Consider the following 18,147-nt stretch of genomic DNA (forward strand, 5'->3'; position numbering starts at 1 on the left):
GGGCCGCGGCCCCGTAAGGGGCGCGGGGAACTGCGCGATCGACCCCCACAGCCCGCACTGTGAGAACCGGCCCGCCCAGCCCGCGAAGCCCCAGCGGCAGCGTGCACGTACCATGGGGTAAGGCCGTGGCACGTTTCAGCCCGGCAGGGCCCCGCGCAGCGGAGGCCGTTCACTCACTCCGGGAGAAGCGCCTCAATATGGCCACGCGCCACGACATCCGCAACGTCGCCATCGTCGCCCACGTCGACCATGGCAAGACCACCCTGGTCGACGCCATGCTCAAGCAGGCCGGTGCCTTCGCCGCGCACGCCGCCGAGTCGCTCGACGACCGCATGATGGACAGCAACGACCTGGAGCGTGAGAAGGGCATCACGATCCTGGCCAAGAACACGGCCGTGAAGTACCACCCGAAGGATGGCGGCGACGTCATCACGATCAACATCATCGACACCCCGGGCCACGCCGACTTCGGCGGCGAGGTCGAGCGCGGTCTGTCGATGGTCGACGCGGTCGTGCTGCTCGTCGACGCGTCCGAGGGCCCGCTGCCCCAGACCCGCTTCGTGCTGCGCAAGGCGCTGCAGGCCCGCCTGCCCGTCATCCTGTGCATCAACAAGACGGACCGCCCGGACTCCCGTATCGACGAGGTCGTGAACGAGGCGTACGACCTCTTCCTGGACCTCGACGCCGACGAGGACCAGATCGAGTTCCCCATCGTCTACGCGTGTGCACGCGACGGTGTGGCCTCGCTGACCAAGCCGGAGGACGGCACCGTCCCGGCCGACAGCGACAGCCTGGAGCCGTTCTTCTCGACGATCCTGTCGCACGTTCCGGCTCCGGAGTACGACACGGAGGCTCCCCTCCAGGCGCACGTCACCAACCTGGACGCCGACAACTTCCTCGGCCGTATCGCGCTGCTCCGCGTCGAGCAGGGCGAGCTGCGCAAGGGCCAGACCGTCACGTGGATCAAGCGCGACGGCACGATGTCCAACGTCCGCATCACCGAGCTGATGATGACCGAGGCGCTCACCCGCAAGCCCGCCGAAATGGCCGGCCCGGGTGACATCTGTGCCGTCGCCGGTATCCCGGACATCATGATCGGCGAGACCCTCGCCGACCCCGAGAACCCGATCGCGCTGCCGCTCATCACGGTCGACGAGCCGGCGATCTCCATGACCATCGGCACCAACACCTCGCCGCTGGTCGGCCGTGGCGGCACCGGCAAGGGCGCGGAGAACAAGGCCGCGGTCAAGGACCGCAAGGTCACCGCCCGTCAGGTCAAGGACCGTCTCGACCGCGAGCTGGTCGGTAACGTCAGCCTCCGTGTCCTCGACACCGAGCGTCCCGACGCCTGGGAGGTCCAGGGCCGTGGTGAGCTCGCGCTCGCCATCCTGGTCGAGCAGATGCGCCGCGAGGGCTTCGAGCTGACCATCGGCAAGCCGCAGGTGGTCACCCAGGAGATCGACGGCAAGGTCCACGAGCCCGTGGAGCGCATGACGATCGACGTGCCCGAGGAGCACATGGGTGCGGTCACGCAGCTCATGGGTGTCCGCAAGGGCCGGATGGACAACATGTCCAACCACGGTTCGGGTTGGGTGCGTCTGGAGTTCGTCGTGCCGTCCCGCGGTCTCATCGGCTTCCGTACGGAGTTCCTGACCGGCACGCGTGGCACGGGCATCGCGCACTCCATCCACGAGGGCCACGAGCCGTGGTTCGGCACGCTGACGACCCGTAACAACGGCTCCCTGGTCGCCGACCGCGCCGGCGCCGTCACCGCCTTCGCGATGACGAACCTCCAGGAGCGCGGTGTGCTGTTCACCGACCCCGGCACCGAGGTGTACGAGGGCATGATCGTCGGCGAGAACTCGCGCTCCGACGACATGGACGTGAACATCACCAAGGAGAAGAAGCTCACCAACATGCGGTCGGCCGCGGCCGACTCGTTCGAGGCGATCGTCCCGCCGCGCAAGCTCTCCCTGGAGCAGTCCCTGGAGTTCTGCCGCGACGACGAGTGTGTCGAGGTCACCCCGGAGTCGGTCCGCATCCGCAAGGTGAACCTGGACGCCCGCACGCGCGCCCGCTCCGCGAGCCGCGCCAAGCACGGCTGACGCCCTCTCAGGGCTGCTGAACGCCCGGTTCTCCGCACAAAGGTGGGGAGCCGGGCCTTCGGCGTACCCGGACGCCGAAACCGTGTCAGTTCGGGCAACGGTGCAGTGGAAGCGGCGGCGTTCGCATATCGGGCATTGCCCAATCAAGTTTCGGACACGTAAACGAAATTTTCGTCAATCATGTCCGGTTCGCCGGATTCTCTTCTCACCTGTCAAGCGCGCGCAGGTGTCAATCTTTGCAATTTTTGCTCAAAATATGGACGGTAGGGAGATCCCTATGTCTTCCGCCCTTGACGCGCGTTGACCCACTTGGTGAAAGTTCCCTGAAACCACAGAACCTGCCGGTATCTGTGCTGCGCTCAACTCTCCATCCCCCGGGGGAAGAACAAAGATGACCAGTCCAACCAAGGCCGAGGGCTCCGGGCCGTCGGCGGCCTTGGACCCCGAGCTCGCGTCGAACACCGAGCCGGTCGAGGCGGAGAAGCTCGAGGGCCGCTCCCCCGGGCAGTTGATGTGGCATCGCTTCAAGCGCGACCGTACCGGAGTCATCTCCGCGTGCGTGGTGATTTTTTTCTTCGCGATCGCCGCACTGGCCCCGGTCATCTCGGCGCTGTACGGGAAGGATCCGTACACGCTGTACGCGCAGGAGCCCGACTACCCCTTCCTGCTCGACGACTTCGCCATGCCCACCGGCTCCTTCGGGGGAATATCCGGTGACTTCTGGTTCGGAGTCGAGCCCAAGCTGGGGCGCGACGTGTTCACGATGCTGCTGTACGGCATGCGGACGTCGCTCTACATGGCCGTGCTGGTCACGGTGTTCAGCGTTCTGACGGGCGTCGTCATCGGCATGGTCAGCGGCTACTTCGGCGGCAAGGTCGACTACTGGCTCGGCCGGGTCACCGACTTCTTCCTGGCGTTCCCGCAGCAGCTGTTCTTCATCGCCTTCATGCCCGTGGTCACGGCGCTGTTCGTCTCCCCGACGGACGAGACCCCGGTCTATCTGCGCGCCGTCGCGATCATCCTCGTGATGTGGTTCCTCGGCTGGATGGGCATGGCCCGTCTGGTACGCAGCTCCGTACTCTCCCTGCGGGAGCGGGAGTTCGTCGAGGCGGCCAAGGTCTCGGGAGCCTCTCCGACGCGCATCGTGCGCAAGGAGATCCTGCCGAACATCGTCACGCCGATCCTCGTGCAGGGCACCTACATGCTGCCCAGCTCGATCCTCTCCATCGCCTTCCTCTCGTACGTCGGTGTGGGCTTCGTCGAGCCGACGCCGGACTGGGGCCGGATGTTCGCCATCGGCTCCGAGATCTATGAGCAGGACCCCATGTTCATGTTCTTCCCGGGCGTGGCAATGGTGGTCTTCGTGCTCGCCTTCAACCTTCTCGGCGACTCCGTCCGGGACGCTTTCGACCCCAAGACCGGACGCTAACCGTCCATTGGTGGTGGGGGGACTGCCACCCCCGTTCCGGGAGACCGGACCGTCAGGCAGTACTCGTGGACAACTATCGACAGGTAGGTGCATCGGCATCATGAAGCCCATCAGAACGCGCACTGTGCGCGCCATAGCCGTCGCCATCACAGCGGGGTCGCTGGCGCTGACCGGCTGCTCCAGTGACAGCGGCAAGGACAACTCCAAGGACAACTCCAAGTCCAAGGACGATGCCGCCGCGCAGTCGACGCCTGTCGCCTACGGTGATGCCCAGGCGTCCAACGGCCCGGCCGAAGCGGTGGCGGGGGCCAAGACCGGCGGCACCATCAACGTCTACCAGCAGTCCGACCTGACCCACATGGACCCGGGCCAGATCTACGTCAGCGACGCCGGCCAGTTCGCCAACCTGGTCCACCGCGGTCTGACGAACTTCCAGGAGGACGACAAGGGCAACCTGACGGTCGTCGGTGACGTCGCCACCGACTCCGGCAAGTCGTCCGAGGGCGGCAAGACCTGGACGTACACCCTCAAGGACGGCATCAAGGACGAGGACGGCAACGCCATCACGTCCGCCGACGTCCGCCACACCATCGAGCGGCAGTACGCCAAGTTCATCTTCGACGGCCCGACCTACGTCCAGAACTGGCTCTCGGGCCCCGAGTACCGCAAGGCGCTGCCGGACGGCCCGTACAAGGGCAAGCACCTGCCGGACTCCGTCCTGGAGACCCCGGACGACAAGACCGTCGTCTTCCACTTCAAGACGGCCCAGCCGGACCTCCCGCAGGCCCTCGCCATGGCCGGCTACGCCATCGTGCCCGAGAAGCAGGACACGAAGGAGAAGTACGACAAGGCTCCGGCCTCCCTCGGCCCGTACAAGGTCTCCGAGTACAAGGCCGGCAAGTCGGTGACGCTGGTCAAGAACACCCAGTGGGACCCGAAGACGGACTCGGTGCGCCACCAGTACGTCGACGGCTACAACTTCAGCAACACCATCGACCAGGCCAGCCAGACCAAGCGCCTGCTCGCCGACCAGGGCGAGGCCAAGAACGCCATCCAGTTCACGGACTCGGTGGACCCGGCCCAGCTGTCCACGGTCATCGGCAACGCGGCGGCGAAGAAGCGCACCATCCAGGGCTACCAGCCCTACGTGTGGCAGCTCTCCTTCAACCTCGACAGCGCCAAGATGAAGGACAAGAAGGTCCGCGACGCGATCACCTACGCGATCCCGAACCAGTCCATGGTCCAGGCGGACGGCGGCCGCTACGGCGGCGAGGTCGCGGGCGGCCTGATGGCGCCGACCCTGCCGGGCTTCGACCCGACGTACGACCCGTTCGGCAAGCTGAAGAAGCCCAACGGTGACCCGGCGAAGGCCAAGGCGCTGCTGGAGGAGGCGGGCTTCAAGCAGGGCACCAAGCTCAGCTACGCCTACTCCAACACCCCGCGTGGCCAGGCCCAGATGGTCATCATCAAGGACGCGCTGAACAAGCTCGGCTTCGACGTCCAGGCCAAGGAGATCGACCGCGCGACCTTCTACGAGCAGGTCGGCAAGCTGAAGAACCCGTACGACCTCTACATGACCGGCTGGGGCCAGGACTGGCCGTCCCCGGGCACGGTCATCACCCCGGTCTACGACGGCACGCAGGTCGCCGACGGTTCGCCGAACTACTCGCACATCGACGACAAGCAGGTCAACGAACTCATCCAGAAGGCCGTGACGCAGGAGCCCGAGGAAGCCGCCAAGACCTGGGAGCAGGCTCACCACCGCATCGTGGAGGAGATCAACCCCGGTGCCCCGGTGTACTACTCGAAGCAGATCCAGCTCTACGGGTCGAACATCGGCGGTGCCCGGTACAGCACGGAGTCGAGCTACATCGACATCAACGACCTGTACCTGAAGAAGCCGTAATCCCTCAGCTCGGCTGATCCGTGGGGGTGTGCGCCAGGCGGAGCGCACCCCCACGGACGGTATCCCCCTCCTGCCGCCGCGTTCCGAAGAGAGCACCCACCCGCCATGCTTCAGTTCCTCATCCGCAGGCTGAGCGGCGCCGTCGTGATCATGTTCCTGATCGGCGCCTTCACGTTCTTCCTGTTCTACACAATCCCCCAGGACTTCGCGCAGCTGTCCTGCGGCAAGAACTGTTCCCCCGAGAACATCGCGGTCATCCGTGAGAACCTCGGCCTCGACAAGCCCATCACCACCCAGTTCTGGGAATTCATGATGGGCATCGTGTCCGGCCGGGACTTCCCGCAGGGACACTGCTCAGCCCCGTGCCTGGGCGTCTCCTTCGACAGCGGCGACTTCGTCTGGGACTCCATCATGGACCGCTTCCCGCTGACGCTCTCGCTGACCATCGGCGGCCTGGTGATCTTCCTGCTCTTCGGTCTCGGTACGGGTCTGCTCGCCGCCTGGAAGCGCGGTACCGCCGTCGACAAGGCGGTCAGCGGCTCCTCGATGGTGCTCAGCTCGTTCCAGATCTACTTCCTGGGTCCCATCGTCCTCAGCCTCCTCGTCTACAACACCGGCTGGCTGGAGAACCCCAAGTACGTGTCGTTCACGGACGACCCGGGCGGCTGGTTCATGGGCATGCTGATCCCCTGGGCCGTGATGGCCACCATCTTCACCGCCCAGTACACGCGTATGGCGCGCTCGACCATGATCGAGCAGCTGCAGGAGGAGCACGTCCGCACCGCCCGCGCCAAGGGCATGCGGCAGCGGTACGTCTTCTTCCGCTACGCCTGGCGTGGTTCACTCATCCCCATCGTCACGATCATCGGCATGGACCTCAGCGCGCTGCTCTCGGGCGCGGTGGTCACGGAGTTCACCTTCGACCTGGCCGGTATCGGGCGTCTCGCGGTCGAGGGCTCGCTGACCAAGGACCTTCCGCTGACGATGGGCGTCATGCTGTTCGGGGCCTTCTTCATCCTGATCCTGAACATCATCGTGGACCTCGCCTACGCCTACATCGACCCGCGCGTGCGCCTCGCCTAGGAGAAATACCGTGACCACACTGACCAAGACCGAAGGCGAGAGGGCCCCGAGCGGGCCGGAGTCCTTCCTCTCGGTCCGCGACCTGCGGGTGCGGTTCTCCACCGAGGACGGCATTGTGAAGGCGGTCGACGGGCTCTCCTTCGACGTCGAACGGGGCAAGACGCTCGGCATCGTGGGCGAGTCGGGCTCCGGCAAGTCCGTCACCAACCTGACCGTCCTCGGCCTGCACAACCCGAAGACCTCCACCGTCGAGGGCGAGATCGTCCTGGACGGCAAGGAACTGGTCACCGCGACCGAGAAGGAGATGGAGAAGCTTCGCGGCAACAAGGTCGCGATGATCTTCCAGGACCCGCTGACCGCGCTCTCGCCGTACTACACGGTGGGCCGGCAGATCGCGGAACCGTTCATGAAGCACACCGGAGCCTCCAAGAAGGAGGCGAAGGCGCGGGCCATCGAGATGCTCGACAAGGTCGGCATCCCGCAGCCCGCCATGCGCTTCAACGACTATCCGCACCAGTTCTCCGGCGGTATGCGCCAGCGCGCGATGATCGCCATGGCGCTGATCTGCGACCCCGACCTGCTGATCGCGGACGAGCCGACCACGGCCCTGGACGTGACCGTCCAGGCGCAGATCCTCGACCTGCTCAAGGACCTCCAGCAGGAGTTCGGCTCGGCGATCATCTTCATCACCCACGACCTCGGCGTCATCTCCAACATGGCCGACGACCTGCTGGTGATGTACTCGGGCCGGGCCGTGGAACGCGGCACCGTCCGCGAAGTGCTGCGCAACCCCCAGCACCCCTACACCTGGGGTCTGCTGAGCTCCATGCCACGACTCGGCGGTGACACCGCGCAGGCGCTCACGCCGATCCCAGGAACTCCGCCCAGCCTGCTGAACCCGCCGTCGGGCTGCCCCTTCCACCCGCGCTGCGGCTTCACCGCCGAGGTCGGCGGAACCCGCTGCTCCGACGAGCGGCCGCAGCTGCCCGAGGGCCGGGGCTCCGCCTGTCATCTCGACGCGGCGCAGAAGTCGACCATTTTCATCGAGCAGATCAAACCCCGGCTGGGCTAGGGAGAACGAGACATGAGCGACAAACTCACCCTGCCGAAGCCGCAGGGCCCCGTCGACGGAGTCGGCGAGCCGCTGCTCTCCGTCGAGGGCCTGACCAAGCACTTCCCGATCTACGGCGGATTCCCGATCAAGCGCAAGGTCGGAGCCGTGCAGGCGGTCGACGGGGTCGACCTGACCGTCGGCGTCGGCGAGAGCGTCGGCCTGGTCGGTGAGTCCGGCTGCGGCAAGTCGACGACGGGCCGGCTCATCACCCGCCTCCTGGAGCCGACCGCCGGGAAGATCACGTACGCGGGACAGGACATCACGCACGCCTCGCGTAAGCAGATCGCACCCGTACGGTCCGAGATCCAGATGATCTTCCAGGACCCGTACTCCTCGCTGAACCCGCGGCAGACCGTCGGCACGATCATCAAGTCGCCGATGGAGGTCAACGGGATCAACCCGAAGGGCGGCCGGGAGACGCGCGTACGTGAACTCCTCGAACTGGTCGGTCTCAACCCGGAGCACTACAACCGCTTCCCGCACGAGTTCTCCGGCGGCCAGCGTCAGCGCATCGGGGTCGCCCGGGCCCTGGCGCTGAACCCGAAGCTGATCGTGGCGGACGAGCCGGTCTCCGCCCTGGACGTGTCGATCCAGGCGCAGGTCGTGAACCTTCTCCAGAAGGTCCAGGAAGAGATGGGCATCGCCTTCCTCTTCATCGCCCACGACCTGGCGATCGTGCGGCACTTCTCGCAGCGGCTCGCGGTGATGTACCTCGGGAAGGTGGTGGAGGTCGGGGACCGGGACTCCATCTACAACCGGCCGCGGCATCCCTACACGCATGCTCTGCTGTCGGCGGTTCCGGAGGTCGCGCTGGACGACGAGGTCGAGGACCGGGAGCGGATCCGGCTCTCCGGGGACGTGCCCTCGCCGATCCATCCGCCGTCGGGCTGTCGGTTCCGGACCCGTTGCTGGAAGGCGCAGGACAAGTGCGCCACGGAGGAGCCTCCGCTGGTGCAGATCTCCGGCAACCGGGCTGGGCACCTGACGGCCTGCCACTTCCCGGAGGACCCGACGACCGAGGCCCGCGACGAGGACATCGTCCTCGACCCGGCCTTGGCGGCCCTGGAACAGGACGTCACGAAGAACTGACGGTTTTCGCCCCCGCCGCCCCTACCCATTCCCGTCCCCTGGGGCTCCGCCCCAGACCCCGTCGGTTGCGTTTTCGGGTGCGGGCCCGGATGTGGCTTGTCGCGCAGTTCCCCGCGCCCCTAAAAACCTAGGGGCGCGGGGAACTGCCCAATCTTTTAGCCCCTCCGGCGTTTGAGGAGCGGGGGTTCGGGGGCTGGCCCCCGAGTAGTGACGGGAATGGGTAGGGGCGGCGGGGGCGAAGACTCGTTTGGGAGGAGACAGTTGAGTCGGGAGAAGCAATTGGCGCCGGGGATTCACAGCATCACCTTCGACTGCACGGGAGACCCGTACGACCTCGGGCTGTTCTGGAGCGAGCTGCTCGGACGGTCACTGGCCGACGACGACAAGCCCGGTGACCCGGAGGCGCTGATCCAGGACCCGGACGGCGGCCCGAGGCTGCTCTTCGTCCGCGTCCCGGAAGGCAAGACGGCCAAGAACCGCATCCACTTCGACCTCAAGCCGAAGGGCCGCACCCGCGAGGAGGAGGTCGAGCGCGCGATCGCCCTCGGCGCCCGGGTGATCGAGGACCGCAGGCGCCCCGACGGCGGCGGCTGGGTCACCATGGAGGACCCGGAGGGGAACGAATTCTGCGTGGAGCGCGGGGAGTCGGGCTGAGCCCGCCACTGGCTACGGCTGCGTGCCTCCCGCCTTCCCGTAGCGACGGAAGGCAGCAGTCTCCACGGTCCACGGGCCGAACGGAACAGTGTCTCCGAAGATGTAGGGGTCCTTGTGCTGGTATCGGTCCCTGCACGGGTCGGAGTGCACCTCGATCGTGCCTGTGCGCGGATCGACGATCAGGTAGTGGGCGATACCCATGGCCGGGTACTCGGTGAGCTTTGCACCGTAGTCATTGTCCGGATTGGAAGGCGAGACGATCTCGATGACCGCCAGCACCTGGCTCGCGTCGACGGCGAGGCCCTCCTCGTCGAGTACGTCCTCGGGGATGACGACCGCGTCGGGGCGCCGCATGCGGCCGATCGACGGGTGCTCGATCTCGGGACCGTTCTCGCAGACGTAGCCGGGGTGGGTGGCGGGGAGCTGCTCGTTGAGCTGGTTCCGGATGCGTCGGACCGCGCCCTCGTGGCGCTTGGAGCGGCTCATCATGGCAAGGAGCGGTCCGGAGGGCCCGATCTCGACGATCCACGCTCCCTCAAGGTGCTCGGCGTACTCCGTGAGCTCCTCGGCGATCACGCGCATCCTCGCGTAGTCCATGACTCCAGGGTAGGTCTCAAGCCGCGATCCCGGGGCCCTCGGAGGGTCGGGGCCCAGGGGCCGTGTCCCTGCCCTCCGGGTAATGGCAAGCAGTCAGATGCCCCACCCCGTTCCCCTCGACCCGCACCAGCGCCGGCACCTCCGCCGCGCACCTCTCCGTCGCCTTCCAGCATCGGGTGCGGAAGCGGCAGCCCGACGGAGGGTTGAGTGGGGAGGGCACGTCTCCGGTCAGGCGGATGCGTGTCCGGGACGGGGCGTCCGATGACGTCGCCTCCGGGACCGCGGACAGGAGCGCCCGCGTGTACGGGTGCCGCGGATTCTCGTACAGGTCGTCGCGGTCGGCCGTCTCGACGATGCGGCCGAGGTACATCACCGCGACGCGCTGCGAGAAGTGGCGGACGATCGCCAGGTCGTGGGCGATGAAGACGAACGCGATGCCCAGGTCCTTCTGCAGGGTCTGGAGGAGGTTCACCACCTGGGCCTGGATCGACACGTCCAGGGCCGACACCGGCTCGTCCGCCACGATGAGCCTCGGGTTCACGGCCAACGCCCTTGCCACGCCGATCCGTTGACGCTGGCCGCCGGAGAACTCGTGCGGGAAGCGGTTGAAGTGCTCCGGGTTCAGACCGACGATCTCCAGGAGTTCGCGGGCCCGCCTCTCGCGCCCGCCCACCGGGTCGATGCCGTTGATCTCCATGGGGCCGGAGACGATCTTCCCAACCGTGTGCCGGGGGTTCAGCGAGGCGTACGGGTCCTGGAAGATCATCTGGATCTCGGACCGTACGGGTGCGATCTGCTTGCGCGAGGCGTGCGTGATGTCCTGTCCCGCGTACGTGATCCTCCCGGCGGTCGGCTCCAGGAGGCGGGTGATGAGCCGGCCCGTCGTCGACTTGCCGCAGCCGGACTCGCCTACCAGGCCCAGGCTCTCGCCCTCGGCGACGGTCAGGTCGATACCGTCCACCGCCTGCACCGCGCCCACCGTACGGCGGACGGGGAAGCCGCCCCGTACCGGGAAGTGCTTGGTGAGCCCGGTGACGTCCAGGAGGGGGTCCGTGCCGCTCATGATCGTGAAATACCTTCTCTCGTACGGCGGTTGGGCTTGAAGGGCAGAGAGCCGGGCGTCAGTTGGGCTGGGGCGTCGCATAGTCGACGAAGAACTCCCTGCGCTGATCGGCCGTCAGGTGGCAGGCCGTACCGCAGCCGCCGCCGTTGATCTCCAGCGGCGGGCTGTCCGTGGCGCACAGCCCGCCGTGGACCTTCTCGGCGAACGCGCACCGCGGGTGGAAACGGCAGCCCGACGGCGGGTCGAGGAGGGACGGCGGCAGGCCGGGGATCGGCGACAGCGGCACGTCGACCGGCCCGTCGAGGCTCGGCATCGAGCCCAGCAGGCCCCAGGTGTACGGGTGTTGGGGTGTCCGCAGCACCTGGTTGCGGGTGCCCCGCTCCACACAGCGGCCGCCGTACATCACCAGTACGTCGTCGGCGATGTTGGCGATCACGCCCAGGTCGTGGGTGATGAAGACGATCGCCGTGCCGAACTCCTGCTGGAGGTCCTTGAGGAGATCCATGATCTGGGCCTGGACCGTCACGTCCAGGGCCGTGGTCGGTTCGTCCGCGATCAGTAGCTCAGGGTCGCAGACCAACGCCATGGCGATCATCGCGCGCTGGCGCATGCCGCCCGAGAACTGGTGCGGATAGTCGTCCACGCGCAGGTCGGGCTGCGGGATGCCGACCCGCCGGAGCATCTCGACCGACCGCGCCCGGGCCTCGTGCCGGGAGGCCCCGGTGTGCTTGCGGTACGTCTCGCCGATCTGCCTGCCGACCGTGTGGAAGGGCGAGAGCGAGGCCAGGGCGTCCTGGAAGATCATGGACATGGTGTTGCCGCGCAGCCGCTCCAGCTCCCGCTCGGTCGCCGTCAGCAGATCCTTGCCGTCGAGCAGGATCTCGCCGTCCACATCGGTGTGTTCGCGCTCGTGCAGGCCGAGGATCGCCATGCTGGTGACGGACTTGCCCGAGCCGGACTCGCCCACGATGCCGAGCGTCCTGCCCTGGGCCAGGTCGAAGGAGAGCCCGTCGACGGCCCTGACGAGGCCGTCCTCGGTGGAGAAGGCGACCCGCAGGTCGCGTACGGAGAGGAAAGGGGTGCTCATGAGGTCGTCCTCTCCTAGGCGAGCCGGATCCGCGGGTCGATGAGGGCGTAGACGGCGTCGACGACGATGTTGGCGACGACGATCGCGGCGGCCGCGGTGAGCACGACGCCGAGCAGCAGCGGCAGGTCGTTGTCCCGTACGGCCTTGATGGACAGCGCGCCGATGCCGTGCAGCCCGAACGTCTCCTCGGTGATGATCGCGCCGCCGAGGAGATAGCCGATGTCGAGGCCGAGGATCGTGACAATCGGGCCCATGGCGCCCCGCCAGGCGAACCGGAAGAAGACCGTCCGGCGGGACAGGCCCTTGGCACGGGCCGTGCGTACGTAGTCCTCGCTGAGGCTCTCCACGAGCTGGGAGCGGGTCATCCGCGTGTAGTTGGCCGTGAAGATCAGCGCGAGGACCAGCCACGGCAGCAGCAGCCCCTTGAACCAGGCGCCCGGATCCTGGGTGAACCCCGTGCTGTCCTGCGGCCGGGGGAGCAGATGCCACTCGTCGGAGAGGTAGTACATCGCGACCACACCGACGATGTAGATCTGCAGCGACGAGCCGACCAGCGAGGCGGAGGACGCGATCTTGTCCAGTGCCTTGCCCTGCTTGACCGCCGCGATCATGCCCGTACCGACGCCGAAGACCACGAACACCACCGCGCTGCCGATGGAGAGCGAGAGCGTCGTCGGGAAGCGGTCGGTGATCAGGCCGAGCACCGGCTCGTGGTTGGTGAACGAGTAGCCGAGACACGGGGCGGGGCAGTGCCCGAGCCCCGTGTAGTCCCGGCCGGCGAACATGCCCACGAGCCAGTGCCAGTACTGGACCGGCAGCGGATCGGAGATCCCGAGGTTGTGCCGGACCAGCGCGAGCGTCTGGGGCGTGCAGAGCTTGCCGCAGGCCGCGCGGGCCGGGTCCCGCGGGGCGACGTAGAAGAGCACGAAGGTGAGGGCACTGATGATCAGCAGGATCAGCAGCGCGCCGAGCGTCCGACGGACGAGGAAGCGGAACATGGCGAGGCGATTCCCTGGTGGCCGATTGCCGGTTGCCGGTGGCCTCAGGCCTTGGCGTACAGCTTGTAGAGGATGAACGCCGAGAACAGCGGGTCGAACTCGCCCCCGCCCACCTTGTCCCCGTACAGGTAGTAGCGCCGCTGGTACGTCTCGGGGATGATCGGCGCCTCCTTCTCCATGATCTGCCGGTCCAGCGCGGCCCAGGCGGCGTTGGCCTTGGTCGGGTCGGCGATGACCGCGTCCTTCTTGATGGCCGCGTTCACCCAGTCCACGTTCAGCTGGGAGACGTTGTTGGCGCCGTTGGCGATCGTGGTGCCGTCGAAGAGGGGCTGGAGGAGGGTGTAGCCGGTGGGCCAGTCGGGGGACCAGCCGAACCACATCACGTCGAACTGGTTGTCTATCTGCTGCACCTGGTCGTAGTAGCTGGTCGACTCGACGGGCTTCACGACCGGGTCGAAGCCGGCCTCCTTCAGGGCGGCGGCGATGACGACCTTGGTCTTGTCGTACGCGTCGCTCGCGCCCTGCGGATAGGTGTAGACGATCTTCTGGCCGAGCTTCCCGGCCTCCTTGAGCAGGGCCTTCGCCTTCGCCGTGTCGCCCTGCGGCTTGGTCAGCTTGCCGTAGATGTCGAACTTCACCCGGCCCGCGATGTCGGGGGAGAGGACGGTGGTCGCGTACTCGCCCGCGGAGGGGCCGCCGTAGATCCGGCGGATCTGTTCCAGCGGCCAGGCGTAGTTGAGCGCCTGGCGCACCTTCACATCGGTGATCCGCTTGCAGTTGATGGCGTAGTAGTAGAGGCCGGTCAGCAGGCCGTCGACGGTACGGGCCTTGAGGTCGGCCGTGCCGAGCACCTTCTGGATGCGCTCGGCCGGTACCCCGCTGTACGCCATGACGGCGAACTGGTCGTCCCCGGAGTCGGCGATCAGCCGATCCGTGGCCTGGAGCCCCTCCGGGCCGAACTCGAAGACGAAGGAGTCCGGGTAGGCGTTGCGGATCGGGTCCGTCGCCGGGTCCCAGTGGGTGTTGCGCACCAGCGTCAGGGACTTGTCGACCGAGTGCTGCTTGATCCGGTACGGGCCGCAGGAGACCGGGTCCTTGTCGTACTTCTCCTTGGTGTCGTGCTTGACGGGCACGGCGCCGTAGGAGTGCATCGCCAGCGTCCAGTTGAGGTCCGGGCGGGCCGTCTTCAGATGGAAGGTGATGGTCTTCTTCGCGGTGTCCGTGACGACCGAGCTGAGGTGCTTGCCGCCGTACGGGCCCTTGTAGACCGAGCGGAAGTCGTTCGTGCCGGTCAGCGCGGACTGGAGGTAGGTGGCCCCCTCGGTGGTGAAGCTCGCGAAGCCGCGCTCGATGCCGTGGCGTACGTCGTCCACGGTGAGCTCGCTGCCGTCCTCCCACTTCAGCCCGTCCTTCAGCGTGAAGGTCCAGGTCCTGCCGTCGTCCGACATGGTGCCGGTGTCGGTGGCGAGGTCGCCGACGAGCTTCATGGCGCCGCCGGAGGCGATCTTGTACCCGGTCAGACAGCGGATGTAGAGGTTGCCGACCGTGGAGTTCCACGAGTAGTAGATGCGCTGCGGGTCGAGGTGCGAGAAGTCGTCCGGCCCTATCGGGTGGATCGTCCCGCCCTTGCGTGCCCCGGCGACCGCGGGCGCGGGCCCGGTGGAGTCGTCCGCCGTGCCGATGGTGACGGCGGAGTACTTGGCGGTACTCGCCGAACCACCACCCGTACCGCCGCCGCCCCCACCACTGCTGCAGGCCGAGAGCACCATGGAGCCGCCGGCCGCGACGGAGGTGGCGATGACGAAGTTTCTACGCGAGAGAGACATGGGTGTCCTGCCTGAATGAGGGGAGAGGGTCGCGCCCCTTGTCTTTCAGGGGCGCGGGGAACTGCGCGACCAGCCACGACGAACCCGCAGGTTCAAACCGACAAATCCAGCGGAGCTATCGACGCCTTGTCTTCGGATCGAGCGCATCCCGAACGGAGTCGCCAAGAAGGTTGAAGGCGATCACAAAGATCACCATCGTCAAGCCGGGGAACAGCATGTAAGTGATGTCGTTCTGATAGACCTGCGCCCCGCGCTGGATCATCACGCCCCAGTCCGGCGTTGGATCACTGAGCCCCACGCCGAGGAAGGCGAGGGCGGCCTCCGTGGTGACGTACATCGGCAGCGCGAGGGTCGCCTGGATGAGGATCGGCGTCCACAGGTTCGGCAGCAGCTCCTTGAAGATGATCCGGGCCGGTGACGCCCCGGTCACCTTGGACGCCTCGACGAACTCCCGCTCGCGCAGGGCCAGTACCTCGCCGCGCAGCAGCCGGGCGATGGGCGCCCAGCCGAACGCGGTCATCACCGAGATCAGGCTGACCACCGTGAGCCAGGTCGGGGTGGCGTCCTCCGGCGAGACGAGGATCGAGATCATCACGGGCCAGAAGGCGATGAAGAAGAGCGTTGAGGGGAAGGCCAGCAGGATGTCGATGACCCTGCCCACCAGGTAGTCGGTCCGGCCGCCGAGATAGCCGGCCGTGAGCCCGACGACGATGCCCAGCAGGGTGACCAGCAGGGTCGTCACCGTGGCGATCAGCAGCGAGTTGCGGATGCCGTAGAGCAGCAGCGTGAAGACGTCCCGCCCGAGCTGCGGTTCGACGCCGAACCAGAAGTCGCCGCTGATGCCGCCGTTGGGCCGGACGGGGAAACCGAAGTCGTTGAGCAGACCCGCCGTGTTCTGACCGTAGGTCGTGTACGGATCCTTGCCGTACAGCCTGGCGATCAGCGGGGCGCCGACTCCGGCGACGAAGAAGACCAGCACCACACAGGCCGAGACCACACCCGTGCGGTCGCGCTTGAAGCGCAGCCAGGCGAGCCGGCCGGGGGAGCGGCTGGTGCCGCCTCGGGGCGGGGTCTTCGGCGCCGTCGGTACGGCGTCTTCGGCCACCACCATGGGTGCGGCGGTGGCTGAGGGTGTAGGCGAGGTCATCGTGCTCCTGGCCCGAACGTCGTGCGGGTCTGCGGGATGCGACCCACGAGCAAGGCCCTGTCGGCCTAGCGCGACCATTTCAACGCCGTTCAGGCAGCGTCAATGAAACGTTGACGGCTTTGATCTGGTCTTTTGCCGCTTGACCCGAGCCTGGCCGCCCGCTTGGCGTGGCTTGGTACTGCCATGACCAAAGCGAGGTCCGATATGCGGTTCGCCATGTTTCGGCATACGTGCATTCGGAGGGTGTTCCCACTCGTAAGAGTGGGATGAATGGGCGCCACGTCCTTTGTGCCCCGATATTGGGCGCTGAAGGCACAGCGCTCCCGCGCCGGAGCCACAGCGCACGGAAAGTGCACTGCAAGCGCACTGAACAGGAGGCACTCCATGCGTGGAGCCACGCACGCCAGATGGGCCGCATGCGCGGCGGCGGTAGCTCTCGCCGCGACGGCCTGCGGGGACAACGGGGGCGGCGACAGCGGCGGCGGCGACGGCTCCGGGATCGTGAGCTCCTCGTGGGGTGACCCGCAGAACCCCCTGGAGCCGGCCAACACCAACGAGGTGCAGGGCGGCAAGGTCCTCGACATGCTCTTCCGCGGTCTGAAGCGCTACGACGCCAAGACCGGCAAGGCCAACGACATGCTCGCCGAGAAGATCGAGACCTCGGACTCGCAGAACTTCACCGTCACCGTCAAGAGCGGCTGGACGTTCAGCAACGGCGAGGCCGTCACCGCCAAGTCGTTCGTGGATGCCTGGAACTACGGCGCCAGCCTCAAGAACAACCAGAAGAACGCGTACTTCTTCGGGTACATCGACGGCTACGACAAGGTCCACCCCGAGGACGGCAGCAAGCAGACGGCCGACACCCTCTCCGGCCTCAAGGTCACCGGCGACAACACCTTCACGGTCAAGCTCAACCAGAAGTTCTCGACCTTCCCCGACACGCTCGGCTACTCGGCCTTCTCCCCGCTGCCGCAGGCGTTCTTCGACGACCACGCGGCCTGGCTGAACAAGCCGGTCGGCAACGGCCCGTACACCGTCGACTCGTACGCCAAGGGCTCGGTGATGAAGATGCGCGCGTGGGCGCAGTACCCGGGCGAGGACAAGGCGCAGAACGGCGGTGTGGACCTCAAGGTCTACACCGACAACAACACCGCCTACACGGACCTGATGGCCGGCAACCTCGACCTCGTCGACGACGTGCCCGCCTCCCAGCTCAAGAACGCCCCGAGCGACCTCGGCGACCGGTACATCAACACGCCCGCCGGCATCATCCAGACCCTCGCCTTCCCGTTCTACGACAAGGCCTGGGACAAGGACGGCATGGAAAAGGTCCGCACGGGCCTGTCCCGGGCCATCGACCGCGAGCAGATCACCGAGACCATCTTCCAGAAGACGCGCACGCCCGCCTCCGACTGGACCTCGCCCGTCCTCGGCGAGGCCGGCGGCTTCAAGGAGGGGCTGTGCGGTGACGCCTGCGAGTACGACCCCGAGGAGGCCAAGAAGCTGATCGAGGAGGGCGGCGGGCTGCCCGGCGGCCAGGTCAAGATCTCGTACAACGCGGACACCGGCTCCCACAAGGAGTGGGTGGACGCCGTCTGCAACTCCGTCAACAACGCGCTGGACAACGACAAGGCCTGCGTCGGCAACCCCATCGGCACCTTCGCCGACTTCCGCAACCAGATCACCCAGTCCAAGATGTCGGGCCCCTTCCGGGCCGGCTGGCAGATGGACTACCCGCTGATCCAGAACTTCCTGCAGCCGCTGTACTACACCAACGCCTCGTCCAACGACGGCAAGTGGACCAGCGCCGAGTTCGACAAGCTCGTCGACGAGGCCAACGCGGAGACCGACCAGGCCAAGGCCGTGGACCTCTTCCAGCAGGCCGAGGAGGTCCTGCGGGACGACATGGGCGCCATCCCGCTCTGGTACCAGAACGGCAGCGCCGGCTACTCGGAGCGGGTCTCCGACGTGGCGCTCAACCAGTTCAGCGTCCCCGTCTACAACGAGATCAAGGTCAGCTGAGCCGCGGGGGCACCCGTCGACACACGG

General features: G+C 66.9%; 14 protein-coding genes. 8 read left to right on the top strand and 6 right to left on the bottom strand.

What is annotated here, in order from left to right; translation table 11 throughout:
* Nucleotides 1-197: 197 nt before the first annotated feature.
* The 7 genes from typA to ACZ5VQ_RS05640 all read left to right on the top strand — a co-directional run bounded on the left by typA (nt 198) and on the right by ACZ5VQ_RS05640 (nt 9,380).
* Nucleotides 198-2,105 (top strand): translational GTPase TypA, encoded by a 1,908-nt coding sequence (gene typA, locus ACZ5VQ_RS05610; protein WP_469103811.1) that lies wholly within the window; start codon nt 198-200, stop codon nt 2,103-2,105.
* A gap of 391 nt (nt 2,106-2,496) precedes the next feature.
* Entirely contained in the window at nt 2,497-3,534 is a 1,038-nt protein-coding gene (locus ACZ5VQ_RS05615; protein WP_469103812.1) for an ABC transporter permease, read from the top strand.
* Nucleotides 3,535-3,634: 100 nt separating this feature from the next.
* The gene (locus tag ACZ5VQ_RS05620; protein WP_469103813.1) at nt 3,635-5,440 is read left to right on the top strand and encodes an ABC transporter substrate-binding protein; all 1,806 of its coding nucleotides are present in this window, start codon (nt 3,635-3,637) and stop codon (nt 5,438-5,440) included.
* Between the two features lie 105 nt (nt 5,441-5,545).
* Complete coding sequence (locus tag ACZ5VQ_RS05625) at nt 5,546-6,523, top strand: ABC transporter permease (protein ID WP_362081290.1); 978 nt, start codon at nt 5,546-5,548, stop codon at nt 6,521-6,523.
* 10 nt (nt 6,524-6,533) lie between these two features.
* On the top strand, nt 6,534-7,595 hold the full coding sequence (locus ACZ5VQ_RS05630; RefSeq protein WP_469103814.1) for an ABC transporter ATP-binding protein: 1,062 nt from the start codon (nt 6,534-6,536) through the stop codon (nt 7,593-7,595).
* 12 nt (nt 7,596-7,607) lie between these two features.
* Nucleotides 7,608-8,726: an ABC transporter ATP-binding protein gene (locus ACZ5VQ_RS05635; RefSeq protein WP_362081296.1), complete on the top strand. Its 1,119-nt coding sequence runs from the start codon at nt 7,608-7,610 to the stop codon at nt 8,724-8,726.
* Between the two features lie 279 nt (nt 8,727-9,005).
* A complete protein-coding gene (locus ACZ5VQ_RS05640) occupies nt 9,006-9,380 on the top strand; it encodes a VOC family protein (RefSeq protein WP_469103815.1) in 375 nt (124 codons plus the stop codon).
* Nucleotides 9,381-9,392: 12 nt separating this feature from the next.
* On the opposite strand, the gene ACZ5VQ_RS05645 is transcribed toward ACZ5VQ_RS05640, so the two are convergent.
* The 6 genes from ACZ5VQ_RS05645 to ACZ5VQ_RS05670 all read right to left on the bottom strand — a co-directional run bounded on the left by ACZ5VQ_RS05645 (nt 9,393) and on the right by ACZ5VQ_RS05670 (nt 16,098).
* A complete protein-coding gene (locus ACZ5VQ_RS05645) occupies nt 9,393-9,977 on the bottom strand; it encodes a Uma2 family endonuclease (RefSeq protein WP_469103816.1) in 585 nt (194 codons plus the stop codon).
* Nucleotides 9,978-9,993: 16 nt separating this feature from the next.
* The gene (locus ACZ5VQ_RS05650; RefSeq protein ID WP_469103817.1) at nt 9,994-11,040 is read right to left on the bottom strand and encodes an ABC transporter ATP-binding protein; all 1,047 of its coding nucleotides are present in this window, start codon (nt 11,038-11,040) and stop codon (nt 9,994-9,996) included.
* A gap of 58 nt (nt 11,041-11,098) precedes the next feature.
* Nucleotides 11,099-12,127, bottom strand: a complete 1,029-nt coding sequence (locus ACZ5VQ_RS05655; RefSeq protein WP_469103818.1) for an ABC transporter ATP-binding protein — start codon at nt 12,125-12,127, stop codon at nt 11,099-11,101.
* Between the two features lie 14 nt (nt 12,128-12,141).
* Complete coding sequence (locus ACZ5VQ_RS05660) at nt 12,142-13,125, bottom strand: ABC transporter permease (protein WP_469103819.1); 984 nt, start codon at nt 13,123-13,125, stop codon at nt 12,142-12,144.
* 44 nt (nt 13,126-13,169) lie between these two features.
* On the bottom strand, nt 13,170-14,951 hold the full coding sequence (locus ACZ5VQ_RS05665) for an ABC transporter substrate-binding protein (protein ID WP_469103820.1): 1,782 nt from the start codon (nt 14,949-14,951) through the stop codon (nt 13,170-13,172).
* Nucleotides 14,952-15,066: 115 nt separating this feature from the next.
* The gene (locus tag ACZ5VQ_RS05670; RefSeq protein ID WP_469103821.1) at nt 15,067-16,098 is read right to left on the bottom strand and encodes an ABC transporter permease; all 1,032 of its coding nucleotides are present in this window, start codon (nt 16,096-16,098) and stop codon (nt 15,067-15,069) included.
* Nucleotides 16,099-16,482: 384 nt separating this feature from the next.
* Here ACZ5VQ_RS05670 and ACZ5VQ_RS05675 point away from each other — a divergent pair, with 384 nt between their 5' ends.
* Nucleotides 16,483-18,120 carry a peptide ABC transporter substrate-binding protein gene (locus tag ACZ5VQ_RS05675; RefSeq protein WP_469103822.1) on the top strand — a complete coding sequence of 546 codons (1,638 nt, stop codon included), beginning with the start codon at nt 16,483-16,485 and terminating at the stop codon, nt 18,118-18,120.
* Nucleotides 18,121-18,147: the final 27 nt, after the last annotated feature.

It is taken from the genome of Streptomyces sp. NPDC033178 (assembly GCF_055577685.1).